Annotated in this window: 16 protein-coding genes; 9 read left to right on the top strand and 7 right to left on the bottom strand. The window is 58.5% G+C overall.

What is annotated here, in order from left to right; genetic code table 11:
• The first annotated feature begins 268 nt into the window (after window positions 1-268).
• A complete protein-coding gene (locus F1529_RS01650; protein ID WP_155131528.1) occupies window positions 269-1,471 on the top strand; it encodes an efflux RND transporter periplasmic adaptor subunit in 1,203 nt (400 codons plus the stop codon).
• On the top strand, window positions 1,468-4,611 hold the full coding sequence (locus F1529_RS01645; protein WP_370456929.1) for an efflux RND transporter permease subunit: 3,144 nt from the start codon (window positions 1,468-1,470) through the stop codon (window positions 4,609-4,611). Before F1529_RS01650 ends, F1529_RS01645 begins: the two co-directional genes overlap by 4 nt.
• Here the strand turns inward: F1529_RS01645 and F1529_RS17560 are convergent.
• The gene (locus tag F1529_RS17560; protein WP_230457678.1) at window positions 4,600-5,163 is read right to left on the bottom strand and encodes a hypothetical protein; all 564 of its coding nucleotides are present in this window, start codon (window positions 5,161-5,163) and stop codon (window positions 4,600-4,602) included. The genes F1529_RS01645 and F1529_RS17560 overlap by 12 nt on opposite strands.
• 258 nt (window positions 5,164-5,421) lie before the next feature.
• Between F1529_RS17560 and F1529_RS01635 the strand changes: the two genes are divergently transcribed.
• Together F1529_RS01635 and F1529_RS01630 are read left to right on the top strand one after the other, a co-directional pair.
• Complete coding sequence (locus tag F1529_RS01635; RefSeq protein ID WP_155131525.1) at window positions 5,422-6,594, top strand: amidohydrolase family protein; 1,173 nt, start codon at window positions 5,422-5,424, stop codon at window positions 6,592-6,594.
• A gap of 14 nt (window positions 6,595-6,608) precedes the next feature.
• Window positions 6,609-8,036, top strand: a complete 1,428-nt coding sequence (locus F1529_RS01630; RefSeq protein ID WP_155131522.1) for a hypothetical protein — start codon at window positions 6,609-6,611, stop codon at window positions 8,034-8,036.
• 96 nt (window positions 8,037-8,132) lie between these two features.
• Here F1529_RS01630 and F1529_RS01625 read toward each other — a convergent pair whose 3' ends face one another.
• The gene (locus F1529_RS01625; RefSeq protein ID WP_007150593.1) at window positions 8,133-8,753 is read right to left on the bottom strand and encodes a 1-acyl-sn-glycerol-3-phosphate acyltransferase; all 621 of its coding nucleotides are present in this window, start codon (window positions 8,751-8,753) and stop codon (window positions 8,133-8,135) included.
• 187 nt (window positions 8,754-8,940) lie between these two features.
• Between F1529_RS01625 and F1529_RS01620 the strand changes: the two genes are divergently transcribed.
• The 3 genes from F1529_RS01620 to F1529_RS01610 all read left to right on the top strand — a co-directional run bounded on the left by F1529_RS01620 (window position 8,941) and on the right by F1529_RS01610 (window position 12,189).
• A complete protein-coding gene (locus F1529_RS01620; RefSeq protein ID WP_007151374.1) occupies window positions 8,941-9,426 on the top strand; it encodes a YajQ family cyclic di-GMP-binding protein in 486 nt (161 codons plus the stop codon).
• Window positions 9,427-9,482: 56 nt separating this feature from the next.
• Window positions 9,483-9,977, top strand: coding sequence for a hypothetical protein (locus tag F1529_RS01615; protein WP_230457677.1), 495 nt, complete (start codon window positions 9,483-9,485; stop codon window positions 9,975-9,977).
• Window positions 9,978-10,095: 118 nt separating this feature from the next.
• A complete protein-coding gene (locus F1529_RS01610; protein WP_155131519.1) occupies window positions 10,096-12,189 on the top strand; it encodes a VIT and VWA domain-containing protein in 2,094 nt (697 codons plus the stop codon).
• Between the two features lie 176 nt (window positions 12,190-12,365).
• On the opposite strand, the gene F1529_RS01605 is transcribed toward F1529_RS01610, so the two are convergent.
• Both F1529_RS01605 and F1529_RS01600 read right to left on the bottom strand, forming a co-directional pair.
• Window positions 12,366-12,962 carry a hypothetical protein gene (locus F1529_RS01605; protein ID WP_155131516.1) on the bottom strand — a complete coding sequence of 199 codons (597 nt, stop codon included), beginning with the start codon at window positions 12,960-12,962 and terminating at the stop codon, window positions 12,366-12,368.
• Window positions 12,963-13,022: 60 nt separating this feature from the next.
• Entirely contained in the window at window positions 13,023-13,688 is a 666-nt protein-coding gene (locus F1529_RS01600; protein WP_370456928.1) for an SDR family oxidoreductase, read from the bottom strand.
• A 185-nt stretch (window positions 13,689-13,873) separates the two neighbouring features.
• Here F1529_RS01600 and F1529_RS01595 point away from each other — a divergent pair, with 185 nt between their 5' ends.
• On the top strand, window positions 13,874-14,347 hold the full coding sequence (locus tag F1529_RS01595; protein ID WP_155131514.1) for a peroxiredoxin: 474 nt from the start codon (window positions 13,874-13,876) through the stop codon (window positions 14,345-14,347).
• A 136-nt stretch (window positions 14,348-14,483) separates the two neighbouring features.
• Here the strand turns inward: F1529_RS01595 and F1529_RS01590 are convergent, their stop codons facing one another.
• Genes F1529_RS01590 through F1529_RS01580 form a run of 3 tightly spaced genes read right to left on the bottom strand, consistent with a single transcriptional unit; the run spans window position 14,484 to window position 17,916 of the window.
• A complete protein-coding gene (locus tag F1529_RS01590; protein WP_155131511.1) occupies window positions 14,484-15,662 on the bottom strand; it encodes a YdiY family protein in 1,179 nt (392 codons plus the stop codon).
• Window positions 15,662-16,720, bottom strand: coding sequence for a glutaminase A (gene glsA, locus F1529_RS01585; protein ID WP_155131508.1), 1,059 nt, complete (start codon window positions 16,718-16,720; stop codon window positions 15,662-15,664). The genes F1529_RS01590 and glsA overlap by 1 nt, the downstream gene beginning before the upstream one ends.
• A gap of 35 nt (window positions 16,721-16,755) precedes the next feature.
• Window positions 16,756-17,916: a DcaP family trimeric outer membrane transporter gene (locus F1529_RS01580; RefSeq protein WP_230457676.1), complete on the bottom strand. Its 1,161-nt coding sequence runs from the start codon at window positions 17,914-17,916 to the stop codon at window positions 16,756-16,758.
• 287 nt (window positions 17,917-18,203) lie between these two features.
• Between F1529_RS01580 and F1529_RS01575 the strand changes: the two genes are divergently transcribed.
• Window positions 18,204-19,034: an HAD family hydrolase gene (locus F1529_RS01575; protein ID WP_007151379.1), complete on the top strand. Its 831-nt coding sequence runs from the start codon at window positions 18,204-18,206 to the stop codon at window positions 19,032-19,034.
• The last annotated feature ends 73 nt before the right edge of the window (window positions 19,035-19,107 follow it).

Raw genomic sequence — 19,107 nt, 5'->3', positions numbered from 1 at the left:
TCAGTTATATCCCTTAACCCTCGCCCCCGGCCAGTTGGCTTTGGCAAATGCGCCGATAGTTTTTATCAAACGCCATAGCCAGAACAATAGTTCAAATAGCCAATGCTCAGCTGTTGATAACGACGTCGGCCGCCCCGCTGACGCCTTCTGAATATCCTATTCACAACGTCATTCTCTTACCACCATATGGTGGTAAGGTGACAATGCACACAACAACAAAGGGAACCGGTTGCCACGCGCAGCGGCCTGACACGGAGATTTCACCCCCATGCGTTTGACTCGTTTTGGTTTGCCCGTCCTGTTTCTCGCCTTAGCTGCCTGTGAAGAGCCGCCCGCCACCGAAGCGCCGCCACCGGAAGTGTTTGTGGTCACCGCCAGCGAGCAGCCCTACCAGCCCGAACGCACTTTCACCGCCCGGATTGATTCGCGCAGTGACGTGAACATCACCGCTCAAGTATCCGGCAAACTCACTGCCGTGCATTTCCGCGAGGGCGACACGGTGGAAGCCGGCGCGCCCCTGTTCGATATCGACCCGGCGCCCTATAAGGCGGCCCTGTCGCGGGCCAAGGCCGAACATGAGCGCGCCAAGGCCACTCTGGCGGAAGCCAGAAGCAACTTTTCCCGCGCCAACAAGCTGGTGGACAAGGGCTATATCTCCGATTCCGAATACGACACCCTCAAGGCCCGCCAGCAGGAAGCCGAAGCCGCCGAGCAATCTGCCCGCGCCGCACGGGAAAGTGCCCAGGTGGATCTGTCCTATACCCACATCGAGGCCCCCCAGGCCGGTCGCGTGGGGCGCTCCATCGCCTCGGTGGGCGATGTGGTCAGCCCCGGTTTCGGTACCCTGACCACCCTGGTGGGTGGCAACGACATGCAGGCGGTTTTCCAGATCCCCGAGCGACTGCTCACCGAAGCGGCCATGAGCGACAACCAGCCCAAGCCTTCAGAGATTGAAGTGGGCCTGGAACTGCCCAACGGCAGCGAGTATCCCTACACCGGCAACATCGTTTACGTCTCCAACCGGGTGGACAGCAACACCGGCACCGTGGAAGTCCGTGCGGCCATGCCCAACCCCCGCGACCTGCTTCGCCCCGGCATGTTTGTGCAGGCCCATGTGCGACTCAAGCAAAGTCTGAGCGGCCTGATGATTCCCCAGGCGGCCCTGCAGGTGGATCAACAAGGCACCTATGTTTTTACCGTCAACACCAACAATCTGGTGCTGCGCAACAACCTGATGACCGGCGACCGCTTCGGCGAAAATGTGCTGGTCACCGAAGGTCTGGTGGCCGGGGAAAAAGTCATCCTCCGCGGCATCCAGAAAGTGCGCCCCGGCAGTGAAGTCCAGGTCTCTGACTACAAGCCAGCCACCGATCCCCATACCGGTAGCCAGCCCCAAAAAAATCAGAACGAAGACACCGACAAAACCAACGCGCCAGCGGCGACGGACAACAACGGGGGTACTGCCCCGTGATCAGTGGCGTCTTTATCCAGCGACCCAAGCTGGCCATGGTGGTGGGCCTGGTGATCACCTTCACCGGCCTGCTGGCCATGAAACTGCTGCCTATTTCCGAATACCCGGAAGTGGCGCCACCGCAGATTTCCGTGAGTGCCAGCTGGCCCGGTGCGTCCGCCGCGATCATGGAAGAATCTGTGGGGCAGGTGATCGAGGATGTGGTCAACGGGGTGGAAGGCATGGAATACATGTCGTCCAGCTCATCCAATAATGGCAGCTACAGTCTCGCGGTGACCTTCGAGGTCGGTGAAGATCCGGACATGGCTCTGGTGCGGGTGCAAAACCGGGTCAAGCTGGCCGAGCCCTCGCTACCGGCAGAAGTCCGCGCCCAGGGCCTGACCATCGACAAGCGTTCCCCGGACATTCTCTTCACCATCAACCTGTATTCCCCGGACGGCTCACTGGATGAACTGTTCATCGCCAACTACAGCCTGCTCAATGTGCAGAACCCGCTCAAGCGGGTAGAGGGCGTGTCCGATGTGAGCGTGTTCAGTTCCGCCGACTATTCCATGCGTCTGTGGATGGACCCGCCACAGATGACCGCACTGGGCATTACCCCGGACGACATTTCCAATGCCCTGCGCGAACAGAATGTGCAGGTCCCCGCGGGCAAGATCGGCGCACCGCCTTTCGACGGCAAGCTCAGCACCGAGTATGCCCTGCAGCTGGAAGGGCGACTGAAAGATGTGAAGGAATTCGAGAACATCATCCTGCGTGCCGACGAGAACGGCGCCATGGTGCGGCTGGGGGATGTGGCGCGCATCGAGCTGGGCCAGCTTTCCTACAGCATTGCCGCCAACTACCAGAACCACCCCACCACGGTGATGGCCGCCTATCTGGCACCGGGGGCCAATGCATTGGCCACCGGCGATGCCCTCAAGCAGGCCCTGGAAGAACAGAGCAAAACCTTCCCTGACGGGCTCGAATACGCCATCGGCTACGATACCACCCGCTATGTGGAAGTGGCGATTCAGCAGGTCACCACCTCGCTGCTGATGGCGGTGGGGCTGGTCATCCTGATCACCTTTATTTTCCTCGGTGACTGGCGCCCGACCTTGGTCCCCACCGTGGTGATTCCCGTGTCCCTGATCGGGACGCTGGCGATCATGCTGGTGGCGGGCATGTCCATCAACACCATTACCCTGTTTGGCCTGATCCTGGCCATCGGCATCGTGGTGGATGATGCCATCCTGGTGGTGGAAAACACCGACCGGCACCTGCTTGAAGACCCGGACATTTCCACCCGTGACGCGGTCACCCGCACCATGGAAGAGGTCACCGGACCGATCATCGCCACCACCCTGGTGTTGCTGGCCGTGTTTGTGCCGGTGGCGCTGATGCCCGGCATCACCGGCATCATGTACAACCAGTTCGCGGTGACCATCTGCGTGGCCGTGGTGATTTCCTCCATCTGCGCATTAAGCCTGAGTCCGGCCGTGGCCAGCCTGGTGCTGCGCCGCAAAGACAGTGAGCCCACCTGGTATCGCGCTTTCAACAAGGGCTTTGCCAAAATCACCCTGGGCTATTCCCGGGTGGTCGGTGGCCTGCTTGGCCGACGCGGCCTGACTTTGGTGCTGTATGCGCTGATCATGGTGGGCCTGTTCTTTGGCGCCCGCGCCGTGCCCACCGGTTTTGTGCCCATGGAAGACAAGGGCTTGCTGCTGGTGAACGTCCAGTTGCCGGATGCGGCGTCCATCAACCGCACCGAAGCCGTTATCGAGCAGGTGCAGCGCCTGCTCGACAATGATCCGGCGGTGGAATCCGCCACCATGATTGCCGGCTTCTCCATGCTCACCGGCGGGGTACAAAGCAACGGCGGGACCGGCTTCGTGGTACTCAAGCACTGGGATGACAGGCCGGACTTCCAGGACATCTCCCTGGCCGTCTCGGCGCGGGTGACCCAGCAGGCTTACCAGACCATTCCCGAGGCCCAGATCCAGTCCTTCCCGCCGCCCTCCGTACCGGGCATGGGCGCCGTGGGCGGCCTGGAACTGGTGCTGGAAGATACCCTGGGCCGCAGCCATGCGGACCTGGCCGGGGCCATGCAGATCCTGACGGCGGCGGCCAACCAGTCGCCATTGATTGGCAGCGCCTCCACCAGCTTCCGGGCCAACGTGCCCATGTACCGCATCGATATTGACCGCAACAAGGCCAAGACCCTGCAGGTACCCCTGACCAACATCTTCTCCGCCCTGCAGAGCCAGCTGGGCTCCAGTTACATCAATGACTTCTCCCTGTTCGGGCGCACCTTCCGGGTGATGATGCAGGCCGACCCGGCCTACCGCTCCGACCTGAAGGATATCGAACGGCTTTATGCCCGCAGCAACAACGGCAACATGGTGCCGCTGTCCACCCTGCTCACCACCGAGCCGGTACTGGGCGCGGACATCACCAATCGCTTCAATCTGTACCGCTCCGCCATTCTCCGCGCCCAGCCCGGCGAGGGCGTCTCCAGCGGCGACGCCATGGCCGAACTGGAACGCGTGGCCACCGAGGTTTTACCGGATGGCTATCAGGTGGAATGGACCGGACAGAGCTATCAGGAGCGCAAGGCCGGTAACCAGATCGGAATCGCCTTCGCCCTGGCCATGGTCTTCATCTACCTGTTCCTGGTGGCGCAATACGAGAGCTGGTCGGTGCCGGCGGCGATTATCCTGGTGGTGCCCATCGCGGTGGCCGGGGCCATCGGCGGGCTGTTGATGGTGGGACAGATCGGCATCCCGCAGCTGGGCGCGCTGGATCTGTTTGCCCAGGTGGGGCTGGTGTTATTGATCGGCCTGGCCGCCAAAAACGCCATCCTGATTGTGGAGTTCGCCCGTGAACGGCGCGAGCAGGAGGGGCTGTCCATTCTGGAAGCCGCCGCCGAAGCCGGCCGCCTGCGCTTCCGCGCCGTGTGCATGACCGCCCTGTCCTTTGTGCTCGGTATTCTGCCGCTGGCCTTTGCCTCCGGTGCGGGCATGTTCAGCCAGCTTTCACTGGGGCATACGGTGATGTGGGGCATGCTGGCCGCGCTTCTGATCGGTACACCGATGATCCCGGCGTTCTACGCCATGGTGCAAAGCACCCGGGAATTTCTTAAACAGAAGCTACTGAAGTGAATCAGCAGAGAATTGCGAGAGAACGACCAGGCCAATGTAGGAGCGCCGCTCGCGGCGCGAACCCGAGCCTTGGCGAGGGAAACATTTCCGCTGCGAAATATTTTCTGAAACCTGTCGCACGCTGAAAAAACGCCTGATCGCCCTTCGGTCGATTCCGTGCTGCGCACGGTTCGCCCCCTGGAAGGGGGCTCCTACAGCGGCACGCGCGTGTTGCGTGTTGCGTGTTGCGTGTTTCATCCAGTTTTTCAGGTGTTTGAGATCTTCAATGGCCGTGCTGATCTCGATGTAGGCCTCGAAGGGCGGGCGGCCGATATCCGCATGCAGGGCGTCCTGAATCTGACCCTGATACTGCACAATGGCCTCTTGCAGCTTTTTCAGCTGACGCAGCCGAAATGCATAACTGCGGGTCGCCCCGGATTCAAAGTAGTTACGTTGACGGGCGACGGCACTGGCCGCCCATCCCTGTGCTTCATTCAAATTGCTGTTATCCAGAACCGCACCCACCATGAGAAAAGTGCGCGAAACCTGACATAAAAAACCAACCGAAGTCATTTACCTCCACAAAGTAAACAAGCTCTTACTTATTGTTTTTCTTACAGAAAATGGACCATCCACAGATTCGCACCGAGCGTCTACCTGGTGACTGTCGATGAGCGCACCAGCGTCAGGCAGGAACAGGGACTGTTGGCTCTGTCACACCCACTCGCATTACGTGGCAGCGCAGGTGGTAGGCCTGTACATTTTCTCCTAGTATCGAACAAGACCGATCCAGTGAATCCGGTACCGATAAAAAAATCAGGGGAGTTCATCATGAATAGGGATATTCTCGGCAAGCTTTCAGCAGCCGTTGTTTCACCGCGTTTTCGTCAATCTCTTGTCGCCCTTCCTGTGGCCGTGTTGATCACCGGTTGCGCCACCACCGCGACCCAGACCCGCACAGCCAATGAGCGGACGCTGGAATCCCTGAAGCAGCCCAGCGAACAGCAAGCCTGCTACGACCGGGAAAAAGAACCCTACACCCCGCTGGTGGATGCCCACTTTCACCCCCGCCCCTTCGGTGGCGCCGCCATTCCACCGGAAAAGCTGCACACCATGCTGGAAGACCAGGGTGTTCGCGTTGTGAATTATTTCGGCATCGGCCAGATACTGGAGCTGGATTCCGGCTGTAACTACTACCTGGACTGCCCCGGCGTTACTGCCGAGCCGAGCATCAAGAACGATTTCGTCAATGGCATGGAAACGGTGGCCTACCCCAACGACAATTTGCACATCACCCTGTCCATGACCTTCATGGACCTGGCGCATCCGGAAAACGTGGTGGAGCTGATCGAACTGTATGACCGGGAGTACCCGGGCATGTTCAGCTGGAGCGGCGAGCTGAATGTGGTGAAACAGGCGCTACTGAAAAACAATCACGAACCGGCCACCATGCAGAGCATCGATCAATGGGCGCCATTCATGGCGGTGCTGCAGGAACGCGGCATTCCCGTTACCTTCCACTCCGACCTCGGTAACGACGCCAACCCCACCGAACACTTGCCCTTGATGAAACATATCCTCGCCACCTACCCGGATAACAAGATCGTGTGGGCGCACATGGGGCTCTCCAAGGAATTGGGCAAGATGAACCCGGTGCAGCATGTCACCATCCTCAAGGGGCTGCTCGACAAGTACCCCAACCTGATGCTGGATATCTCCTGGGACGTGCTTTACAACGAGTATCACCAGTGGGGTGATATCTACATTCCCTTCTTTAACGAATACTCCACCCGCATCCTGCCAGGCACCGACTTTGTGGCGGCTGGCTACAAGGCAGATGACCAGTATGGCAAGGAGCTGGACGTCACCAGCCGTGCCCTGAAAGCCTTGGACGACGAGGCATTCCATAATATCGCACTGGGCGCCAACTACTTCCGTCTGATGGACCTGGATTACAACGCACCCAACGTTTGCCCTGCAGATGACACCAGCAAAAGCGGATAATAAAGGACTCGGGAATGCGAAAAATCACCTCTTCTTCGGCAGCGCTCTGCGCGGCCTTGCTTGCCAATCCGGTACAAGCTGAAACCACCGACCCGGCGGTGGAAAAACAGCTTCAGGAACTGCGCTCCCTGCGCCAGAACCTGGAGCAACAGAGCCAGGAGTTCGATCAGCGCATCCAGCAGCTGGAAACCGAACTGTACGGGGAAAGCACACCGGCCCCCCAGCACCCTGCCGATAATCCTGGCAGCAGTTTGGGCTACCGGCCGGGCAAAGGCTTTAACCTGTTCAACTCGGACATGGGTGAAGTCAACTTCGGGGTTTTCAGTTACACCCGCTATCTGAATCAAAAGGATTTCGAGCGCAGCTATACCGATGATTTCGGGCGCACCTCGAGTGTCGATCCGCGTAATGACTTCCAGTTTCAGAAGGTAAACATCAGCTTCAGGGGCTGGATCTTTGATCCCAAGCTGCATTACCTCTTCTACACGTGGACGTCCAACACCAGCCAGGGCGACCCGGCACAGGTAGTCGTGGCCGGTAACCTGGGGTACCACTTCAACCCGGCGTTCAAACTCTATGCCGGTATCGGTGCCTTGCCGTCCACGCGCTCCACCAACTACACCTTCCCGAACTGGCTGAAGAACGATCATCGCACCATTGCGGATGAATTCTTCCGCGGCTCATACACCACCGGTATCTGGGCGGAAGGTGAAATTGCCGAAGGGCTGATGTACCGCGCCATGCTCGGTAACAACCTGAGCCAACTGGGGGTCAGCGGCAGTCAGCTGGATGACGGACTCAACACCGCATCGGGCGCCCTGTGGTGGATGCCCACCACCGGTGAGTATGGCCCCGGTGAAGGCCTGGGGGACTACGAGTTCCACGAACAGCTGGCCACCCGTTTCGGCATTCATTTCACCCACAGCCGAGAAGATGCCCAGGCCCAGCCCGGTACAAACTCGTTCGAAAATTCCCAGATTCGGCTGTCCGACGGCACCCTGATTTTCCAGGCGGATCCGTTCAACAACGGCACCGCCATCGACCAGGCCACCTACCAGATGGCCGCCGCCAATGCGGGCCTGAAATACCGGGGCTGGTTCCTGGAGGCCGAGTTCTACCATCGCTGGGTGGACAAGTTCGATGCCAACGGGCCACTGCCGGTGGACGAGCTGGACGACAAGGGGTACCAGGTACAGGCGTCGATGATGGCCATCCCGAAAACCCTGCAACCCTATGTGGCCTATTCCGAGATCCAGGGTGAGTACGGCACGCCCCACGACCTGAGCGTGGGCTTCAACTGGTTCCCGTTCAAACGCAAGGAGTTCCGCTTCAACGTGCAGGGCCTCTACCTGAAGGATTCACCGGTGGGGTACAGCAGCGTGCCGTTCCAGCTGGGCGGTAACGGCTGGGCCTTCACCACCGATATGGTGCTGGCATTCTAAAACCACCCGGCAGGCCTCTCGGTTCGAGGCCTGCCCGCTTCTCCCTTCTTACGTTCCGACACCCACTCACCAAAGACGCCTTGACCCAGCATGCGGTTATTGCGCGTCAGCCTCACGCGCCGCTTTTGCCGCAGAGACTGGCGCAGAGAGCTTGTCCGCATGGCGCGGCGTCGCTCGCGCAAAGTGCGAGTAGATCTGCTGAAGATCCGCTTCCATATCATCGCCGGGATAAATCACCACGGGGAACGAAAAGGTCTTTGCCTTGTAGTCCGCCAACGCCAGAATAATCGGCACGTTGGCCTGGCGGGCAATGTGATAGAACCCCAGTTTCCATTGGTCTGCATTGCTGCGGGTGCCTTCCGGGGTCACCGCGATCAGCAATTTCTCACGCTCTGCAAACGCCGCCACAGTTTGTTCAACCATACCGCCGGCCTTGCCCCGCTCAATCGGCATGGCCCCCAACGCGTGCAACAACGCCCCCAAGGGCCCCTTGAACAGGCTGCTTTTGATCATCACGTTGACGTCTTTCTGCAGCGCGGAGCGGCTCACCAACGCCAGCACACCATCCCAGTTGGAGGTATGCGGGCCGCCGGCAATCACTGCACGGTCGATATCCGGGAAGGGGCCGGCTGTCCAGCCGGTGAGCCGCAGCAGAGCCTGGCCGATTCGCTGCCCCAATGGCACACGGGATGGCCCGCCTGTGGACTGGTTCTGCATACCCTACCCTCAAATGGTTGTTATCTTTCGTCCTGCGGACCGGGCCGCAGCGTAACAGAGCACCGCAGTATATCGGATAGCCCACCGCACCCGCATTGACGACAACCACCCCGACTTGCCCTGTCACCGGTCTGCCTCTGTATAATTGCCCATCAAGACACGCTCATTACTGCCGACAGGACCCCTTATGCCGTCTTTCGATATTGTTTCCGAGATTGATGAAGTCGCCCTTCGCCACGCGGTGGATAACGCCAACCGCGAGCTTTCCACCCGGTTCGATTTCCGCGGCGTCGAGGCCAGCATCGAGCAGAACGGCCTGGCCGTTACCCTGAAAACCGAATCCGATTTTCAGGTTCGCCAGCTGGAAGAACTGTTCGGCAAAGCCTGCCTGAAACAAAACATCAGCGCCGCCGGCGCCGACAAACCGGAAGAGCCTGAACACAGCGGCAAAACCTTCTCACTGACCCTGACCTTCCGCCAGGGCATCGATCAACCCGTTGCCAAGCAAATTGTGAAGCAAATAAAGGAAAGCAAGATCAAGGTGCAGGCCTCGATCCAGGGTGATCAGGTACGGGTGAACGGCAAGAAGCGCGATGACCTGCAGGCAGTAATGACATTGCTGCGGGAATCAAAAATCGAAACGCCGCTGCAGTTCAATAATTTCAGGGACTAAACCACACCGTTCTATTCAACCGCTCAAGCGCCAGTAACCGATTACAGGAATCACTTATGTCCGCGTCCAGCTCCGCCGTACAGCGGCTTAATATGTTCTGGTTTCTGGTGCTCTCCGCCCCCATGCTGATCGGGATCGCCATCGCCGGACTGGTCTGGTTTGGTAACTACACCGCCTCCGTTGATCTGCTGCCGCAGGAAACCCTGCGCATGGGGGCTATGGGTGCCATGGGCTTGATGCTGGTGGTGGCACGACCGCTGCGTAATGTGCTGCTATCTCCCTCAGCCATCGCCAGCCGCCAGGCCCAGACCGTTACTCCCGCCGACTCTTCCGACGATCAGGCGGTTGCCAAAGTGCAGGCCAGCATGTTCATGCTGCTGGGCATTCTGGATGCGGTTTCCATGGGGGTGATCGCCCTCAGCCTGATGCAGGCTGATGTGCTGCTGGCATTGCTCAACGGTGTCTACACTCTGGTGCTGGCCGTCATTGCCCGCCCGGATTTCGCTGCATTAGTCGATGCCACACGTAAACAACTGATCCATAACGGGTAATACCCACATTCGCGTTCTATTGAACACCTTGCGACATGTCTTGTTAATGAACACTGTTTAACAAAAGAGACGCCAGCGCGTACAACGTAGCCCATGACCGATAACAAGGAGAATCCTCATGGGTTTCAGGAATCGATTCCAACGTCTTCTCGCCACGGTGGCGCTGACACTCAGCGCCCTGACCGCCACTCAGCACGGCATCGCCGCCGGGCTGATGGCCCCCGTCGACAGCAACCTGCCACCGCTACAGATCCGCGAACAGCATGTCACTGTGGATGTGGAAGACGGCTATGCCATCACCGAAGTCGAGCAGGTGTTCCACAACCCCAATGATCAGGACCTGGAAGCCTACTACCGCTTTCCGGTTCCCGAAAAAGGCACCGTGGCCGAATTCACCGTATGGATCGACGACAAACCGGTGATCGGTGAAGTGCTGGAAAAAGAGCAGGCCCGCCAGGTATACGAGCAGGAAAAAGCCGCCGGCCGTGAAGCCGGGCTCACCGAGAAAGACAGCTACAAGGCGTTTGATGTGAAGGTGCAGCCTGTGCGCGCCGGTCAGGATACCCGGGTGCGGCTGGTCTACATGCAGCCTGCCTCCGTGGATACCGGCATCGGCCGTTATGTGTACCCGCTGGAGGAAGGCGGCGTGGACGAGAAGAAGCTGGCCTTCTGGACCGCCAACGACAGCGTTGAAGAACACTTCAGTTTTACCCTGAACCTGCGCAGCGGCTACCCGGTGGATGCACTGCGGCTGCCCAAACATCCCCAGGCACAGATCCAGCAGCTGGGCCCACAACAATGGCAGGTAACACTGGACAACCGCACGGCCACCGCCAGCAGTGAAGAAGAAACAAACAGCGAGAACCCCAACTTCGCACCACCGGCTGCCAACGGCCAACCGGCCAATGCCTTCACCCTGGACCAGGACATCGTGGTCTACTGGCGCCACCAGCAGGACCTTCCCGGCAGCGTGGATCTGGTGGCCTACAAGGCACCGGGCAAGGACCGTGGCACCTTCATGCTCAGTATCACCCCCGGTGATGATCTGCCCCCGATCACCACCGGTAGCGACTGGGTGTTCGTACTGGATATTTCCGGCTCCATGAGCGCCAAACTGGCCACCCTGGGCGACGGCGTCAGCCAGGCGCTGGGCAAACTGCGCGGCGGCGATCGCTTCCGTATCGTGCTGTTCGATGACCGCGCCGAAGAACTCACCAGTGGCTTTGTAGACGCCACCCCGAACAATATTCGCCAGTACACCAAAAAGGTCATGCAGCTCCAGTCGCGGGGAGGTACCAACCTGTTCGGCGGCCTGAGCCTGGCCCTGAACCCACTGGACGCAGACCGCCCCACCGGCATCGTGCTGGTCACCGACGGTGTGGCCAACGTGGGCAAAACCCAGCAAAAAGATTTTATCGACTTGCTGGAAAACCACGACGTTCGTCTGTTCACTTTTGTCATGGGTAACAGCGCCAACCGGCCCATGCTTACCGCCATGACCAATGCCAGCAACGGCTTTGCCATCAGCGTCTCCAACAGCGATGACATCGCCGGGCAGATTCTTAACGCCACTGCCAAGCTCACCCACCAGGCCATGAATGACGTTGAAATCGATATCGACGGGGTACGTACCGCAGATCTCCAGCCCCAGCGCATCGGCAGCATTTACCACGGCCGCCAAATCGTGCTGCTCGGCCATTACTGGGGCGACGGCCCGGCAAAAGTCACCCTGCGTGCCAACGTGGCGGGCCAAAACAAGCAGTACAAAACCCGCTTCAATTTCCCCGCCCAGGGCGGTGACAACCCGGAGCTGGAACGCCTGTGGGCCTATGCCACCATCCAGGACATGCAGCAGGAGATTAATTATTTCGGGGAGGAAAAGGACCTGCAACAGGGCATCGTGGATCTGGGCCTGGAATACGGCCTGGTCACCAACTACACCTCCATGGTGGTGTTGCGCGACGAAGTATTCGCTGAATACGGTATCGACCGCCGCAACGCCAAACGCCGGGAAATCGAAAAACTGGCCAAGGCCCAGCGTCAGGCTAACGCCCCCACCAGCAACCGTGCGGACACCGCCCAGCCCATGTACACCAGCAACCGGCCGTCCTATAGCAGCGGTGGTGGTGGAGGCGGTGGCGCCTTCGGTATCGGAGCGCTGCTGCCCTTCCTTATCCTGCTGATCGGCGGCGGACTGCGACGCCGCCACTGATCCAACGACAGCAAAATTGCCCGGACAGGCAGCCCTGTCCGGGATTTTTTTGCTCATCGCAGTCTGCAAACGTTTCTCGTCAGACTTTCAGCGCCGAGCTTTTTGCAAAATGCCACAGCTTCACAATAAATCGATCAGCCTGCCGTCCACGCTCATCCACAAAGCGCCTTTTCCTGTCACTCCTGCCGGCCTTCGATAGCTGACATCAACACCCCGGCAGCAATCCCCAAGCGCTTGTCCAACCGACCCTCACGATCGGCTGTGAAATCCACATCCAGCTTCAGAATGAAGGGATTGAAGCGCTGGCGATACTCGGCCACGGGGCTCTCCCCCACGGTGGCGTGGTAGTGCTGCGGAAAGAAAAAAGCCAACGCTTCGATATAGCGGCGCACCAGTGCCTTGAGCATGGAGTCTTCCTGCAGGGTACCGATTTCCTGGCCACCACTATCCAGAAAGGTCCAGTGATCGCGCAGGAACGACGACTTGAAGCCCGACCGCCGCAGCGTCCCCACATGCTCATCGCTTTGCGAATCATGTACGTCATAGGCGCCAGCGAAATCGAAAATGCTGCGAGTGGAAATTCGCAGCAACTCCTGGTCCTGACTTTCGTCCGCGTAAAGCCGGATGTCTTCGCGGATGCGGAAGCGCTTCATGTTGGAGTAAAGCGCCAGTTCCCCATCATCCGTATAAAGGTGGAACGCATCACCGAAGAACCGGAAGAACTTGCGGCGAATGGTGTAGCGTGGATGTTGAAAGCGCACAGCGTGCGTCATGACTTGTTCTCCATCAGCATTCGGTGAAACCCTCTTCTGTATTCAGGGAACGCAACCCCATCACCAGGGCAGCACGCTGCCATCGGAGTGCCAAAAGGTCCCGCTGTTTTCCAGGGTCAGGGCGTCCATCCGCGCAATCAGATCGCTGGCCGCTTCTTCCACCGTCAGATTACCGCTCTGCCGGGTCATGTCAGTCTGCACCCAGCCCGGGTGCAGAATCGCCACCGCAATGCTGCGCGCCGCCAAATCCACCGCCAGGGACTTGCCAACCGCATTCAGGGCGGCCTTGCTGGCCCGATAGCCGTATTTGGCGCCGGAGGTATTATCCGCTATGGACCCCATTCGCGAGGTCATCAGGCCCACCTTGCTGCCCGCATGCAGGTTGCCCAGCAAGGCCGTGGTGACCCGCAGCGGCCCCAGCGTATTGACCTCAAACTGGTCGCGCATGGCGTCAAAATCCATGGCGTCCACCGTTTCACTGCACATGATGCCGGCGTTGTTATAGAGCACATCTACCGAGGTCTCGCCCAGCGCATTCTGCAGGTTCATCACCCCGTCCGCCGTGCTCACATCCACGCCATCGATCACTTTGGCGCCGCTTTCCAACAGCGCTGCAGAGGGCTGGCGGCAAGTGGCCAGCACAGTATCTCCTCTGGCACACCACGCCTGCGCCATGGCAAGGCCGATTCCGCGATTCGCTCCGGTAATGACTATTGTCTGACCCACAACTTTCTCCTTTTGCCTGTTTCAACAGATAGTTACCCTGAACCTGTTTCGCATTCAACACCAGCGGACAAGCCACATTCACAGGCCCCTGTGGCGGTGGTTTGCCTCTCTGTCCGTAAACACCCTTTTTTGTCCGTGTCTCTTTGCTACAGTGAGTGTCCATTCTCAAGCCAAGGACGCGAATCATGAGCATTGCAGTTGGCGATACCCTTCCCTCCATCACCCTGAAAACCAACGGCCCAGATGGCCCGGAAGACCTCAACACCGGGGAATTTTTCAAAGGTCGCAAGGTAGTGCTGTTTGCCGTACCCGGCGCCTTCACGCCCGGCTGCTCCAACACCCACATGCCCGGCTTTGTCGTGAATGCCGACGCCCTGCTGGACAAGGTGGATGCCATTGCCTGCATGGCCGTTAACGACGCTTTCGTGCTGGATGCCTGGCAGAAAGACCAAAACGCCGAGCGCCTGACCATGCTGGCAGACGGCAATGCCGAGTTTGCCAAGGCGCTGGGGCTGGAACTGGACGCCACCGGTGGCGGCATGGGGATTCGCAGCAAGCGTTTCGCCCTGATCGCCAACGATGGCGTGGTGGAATACATCGGTGTGGACGCCAAAGGCGTGGACAAAAGCAGCGCCGACACGGTGCTGGGCCAGCTTTAATTTTACCGGTACAAAGGATGCCTGTAGCCAGCCTGGCTGCAGGCAGCCTGCCACAGACAACACTCTCTCTATTTTGCGGTTTTGAATAAACGGAGAAGACGCCAGGCATTCGGCGTCGCGCACGTCACCTCACCACTTATATCTCCAGGGCAAGCCCCAGGGTAGCGGTAAAGTCGTCTTTTTCCGGGGTAATGCCGTCGCTGTCTGGTTGCGGGCTTTCAATCCGCTTCCAGGTACCCGCCAGCCTCAGGTCCAGACGGCTGGTCAGATCCACGTCCAGCGCCATATAGAAGTCATGCTTGGCACGGCCCGCGTCCTCTTCCGTCAAGGTCACCTGGTAATCAATCTGGAAATCGATATTGTCGGTAATATCCTGATCGTAATAAGTGCCCAACAGCAATGCAGGCGTAGACACGGTACGGTCTTCGCCGGGCGCCACGTCCACGTACTCGGTACGCTGATAGCCGGGACCGGCCGAGACCGTCCAATCCAGCTTCGGCGTATCAAAAATCTGGTACCCCGCACCAAAACCTACCGTCCATTCTGCTTCACGGTTCTGGAACGGATCACGGTAATATTCCGCCTGAATCGGCCTGAAAAACCACTTATGGCTGATCCGATAATCATGACTCAGGCTCGCCGTGTGGTTATTGGCCAGCTGCTCGGACTCCGATTCCGAATAGTTACCGGTATAACTCATCTTGGTATTATTCTTTACCGTGCGGCGTTTCAGTGAAACCTTGGTGTTCAGGTCTTTCTGTTCCACGTTACCACTGCGGAAATTCAGGCCCACCGAAACATCTGCGGTCCACAAATCAAACTCTCTGGGTGAAGCCGAGGCAATACCCACGACCTGCGGAAACTCAACCGGTTCACCGCCCACCAGCAGTTTGCCCCGCTCCGTGGTTAAACGCCCCAGGATCACTTCACCGCCATCCAGCAGCACCGACATGACGCGCCCCGTGCGGATATAGGCCACGTCTTCCCAGTCAATCGAAATCAGATCGAAATGATCACTGTCGATTTCCACCGACTCTTCATGCAAGACCTTTATACGGCCCTTCACCCACTCACCAGTATCCAGCTGAATCCAGTCCCATTGCTGCACATCAAAGCTGGGCGGTTGCCAGATCTCCGGCGGGGTACTGGCCGTGTCAAAGGTTTGGTCCGCAGCAAAGGCAACGGCAGGAAAGGTGCCGACAACCAAACAGGCAGCCCAGAAGGCTGCCTGTTTGGTTGTCTGGCAGGAAGCACTGTCAGACGAGAAAGGTCGGCCGGCCATTACCGGCCAGCCATTAACAACGACTTTTTTCATTACTTACCATAAGGTGCGGCTTCGTACGGGTTGCCCCCCAGCGCTGCGGAGATATCAGCAATGGCTTTCTGGGCACGTACGCTGTTACCGGCCGCATCCAGCGGCGGGGAAATAGCCGCGATGCCGAACTTGCCCGGGGAAACGGCAATAATACCACCGCCCACACCACTCTTGGCAGGCAGGCCGGTTTTGTACAACCACTTGCCCGCATCGTCATACAGCCCGGCCGTCGCCATCACCGCCAGAATTTCCGGCATGTCTTCCGGGTTGACCAGCGACTTACCGGTAACCGGGTTGGTGCCTGCATTGGCCAGAGTGGCTGCCATCACCCCCAGATCCTTCGTGTTGACACCCACAGAGCATTGACGGGTATAAATATCGGTGGCCTGCAGCGGGTCGCCTTCGATATGGCCGTAGGCATACATCAGGTGAGCAATCGCCTGGTTACGCTGGTTGGTGGCAGCTTCCGACTTGTAGATATCTTCCAGCACGGTCAGATCCCGACCAGCAAAATCACTGTAATAACCGAGAATCTTGTTCCAGATTTCGTTGTAGCTCTTGCCCTGCACCATGCTGGTGGTGGTAATCGCACCGGCATTCACCAACGGGTTCATTTCATGGCCCTGGTTCTGCTCGATGGCATAGATGGAATTGAATACCTGGCCGGTGGCGTCTACGCCCACATTCTTGGGCAGGGCATCAATGCCTTTTTCCTCTGTCACCTTGGCCATGGTGAAGACCTTGGAGATGGACTGAATCGACACTTCCGATTCGATGTCACCCACGGTGTAGACCTTGCCGTCCACCGTCACCAACACAATACCGAAGATGTTGGAATCCACCTTGTCCAGCGCCGGGATGTAATCCGCGTTGGCGCCTTCCTTCAGGCCCTTGTACTTGTCGTAGGCCTTTTTCAATTCGGCATTGATGTTCTTTTCGGTGAGCTTGCTGTCCACCGGAGACGCCGCTGGCGCCTCGTTTTCTGCCGAGCAGCTGGCGCTTGCCACCGCCAGCATACCGGCAAAAAACAGGCTGAAGAACTTACGTGAATATTGCATTACTCATGCTCCCTCTGAGAGATTCCGGCTTCCACTTAAAGCAGATTGCCACTGGAAAAGCTGTATTTGACGCTGAACTGGACACGGCGGTCGTAACCCTTGTCACCGTCATTGGCGGTGCGCTTACCAAACAGGTATTCCACCCCCATCATTACCTTGTCATTAGGGGTATAGAGCAAGTTGGTGGAGGCATACTCGCCCTTATTGAAGGCATCCGGGCCCTGGAAATCCGTGTTGTCGATTTCGGTAGAGCTATAGCCAATAGCGGAACTGTAACGGTCATTCCAGGCATGTTCGTAATAACTGATCAGGCCGGTCAGTGGCACCACCTGGTAATCCGGATCAATGGCATTACCATCCGGCGCCATATCGACCCCACCGTCGTTCATGTAGTTGGAAATACCATCACCATGAACTACACCCAGAATCAGGCGGTCTTTTTCCAGCAAATTGATCGTCGTGGTCAGGTTAACGCCCCACCCCAGCTCGCTGTCGTCCGGGCTCCCATCGGGAGCGCCGGGAGTGTCATAGCCCACTTGGCGCAAGATACCCGCTACCTGGAAGTGCCCCCAATCGCCAACCTGGCGGAAGTGCGCAGTGAGATCAGGGTATTCGTTATCACCCGCAGTGGTATTCGGATCCAGCCCGTTATCTACCCCGCTACCCGGAGTTTCAATCGCGACTGCCACGGTCTGGTCGCCCTGCACCGGCGTCCAGCGAATCTGCGGATTACGCAGGAACACCATGCCGGACGGGCCCCAATAGTCGATCACATTAGGGAACACATCCCCGTCCATGAAGACACTGTTGGTTTGCCCGGCCAGAATGGATTTCCACTCGCCGTAGGCATGACGCAAACGAATCGTCGTCTGACCCTCATCCGGGCCGACGCCGTACATATCGAATTCGAATTTGGTAGTCAGTTCACTGTCACCGGCCATGGTGCTGCTATTCACACCCAGGCGGCTCTGGCGGACACTCAGCGTGGCCTGGCCGTCACTGCCAACAGAGGACGCGTTGGTGGGAATACGGCTGGGGCGCAACGCCCCCACCCAATCCGGATTGGGTCGATCAAACGCCTGTACATAATCCACCATCCCGAAGCCGTAAACTTCGAAAGAGGAATCCGCCAGACAAGTGAGAGGAGCAAGAAGCAGCGCTGTACCGAGGGTGCGCCTGGAAGCGAGAGTACCCATGATCATCATCCCTGTTCATTGTTTTGTTAATCGCCGCCATTCCCGGGCAGAACTGTTGAGCACCCCGAGCTGCAACGTTAAACCAGTGATCCGCCTCCGATAGAAGCACAAATTTTACAGAGTGTCACGATAGTCCCACCCAAAGCTTTTCAAAATGGTGACACGTCTTACAGAGCCTTAAAAAACACACGCGGTTGTCTATACTGGTGGTTAAGCTTAACGGCATGGCGACACGCCAATGTGACCAGGATATAACCCACTACTCACAACCCACGGGCAACCTCATAATGAGCATCCTTCAACTGCCCCATGCGCGTCCCGATGTCATTCTGATCGACTGGCACGCCACCCTGGTGGATACCCATGACGCCATGTATCACGCCGTGGATGACATCCTTCCCCAACTAGAAAATCTCGACCTGTGGGACCGGCTGCTGGACCCGGATGAATCCAAAACCATTGAAGATGCCAAGCTGCTGATTTATGTGAAAGATCACCATCGTCTGCACCCGAAAATCGTGTCTCAACGGAAGATTTCCCGCACCGATATTTTCGAAGTGCTGTTCGGCAGTGATCAGGACGCCAAAGGGCGCGCCCACCAGGCGTTTGACCAGGCCTACCGGAAATACGTGGCCGAGGTGCATCCACTGGAACCGGACATTCGACCGCAACTGGAACACCTGCGTGAGCTGGGCGTGAAAACCGGGCTGATCTCCAACCGTAAACGGGAATTTCTGGAGCATGAACTGGCGCTGGTAGACGGCACCGGCTGGGAAGACCTGTTCGATGTCGTGGTATGCGGCAGCGATGTGGAAAAACGCAAACCCTCGCCACAGATGCTGTTGAAGGCCATGGAGATGCTCAACAGGCCTCCCGCCGAAAGCTGCTGGTACGTGGGCGACAGCACCACCGACGTGATTGCCGCCAAGGAAGCCGGCGTCACCTCCATTTTCTACAATGGCGCGGGCTGGGATCAGGCCTGGCTGGACAAGATTTTTCCGCACACGGTCAAACACCCCCACCGCCCGGATGCCGTGGTCGGCAGCATTGCCGAACTGACCACCCTGGCCCGCCACTTGCTGGCCCAGCACAAGCGCGTGGAACGGGCCCGCCCCTGAAAGCCTCTGCCGCCAACCCGATTGGCCCGATCCGCCCCTGCCTGGCTCGCGTCAAATTGGTACATTCGTGCAA

It is taken from the genome of Alcanivorax sp. VBW004, from assembly GCF_009718865.1.
GTDB lineage: Bacteria > Pseudomonadota > Gammaproteobacteria > Pseudomonadales > Alcanivoracaceae > Alcanivorax.
This window is presented reverse-complemented; position numbering and strand designations above follow the sequence as displayed.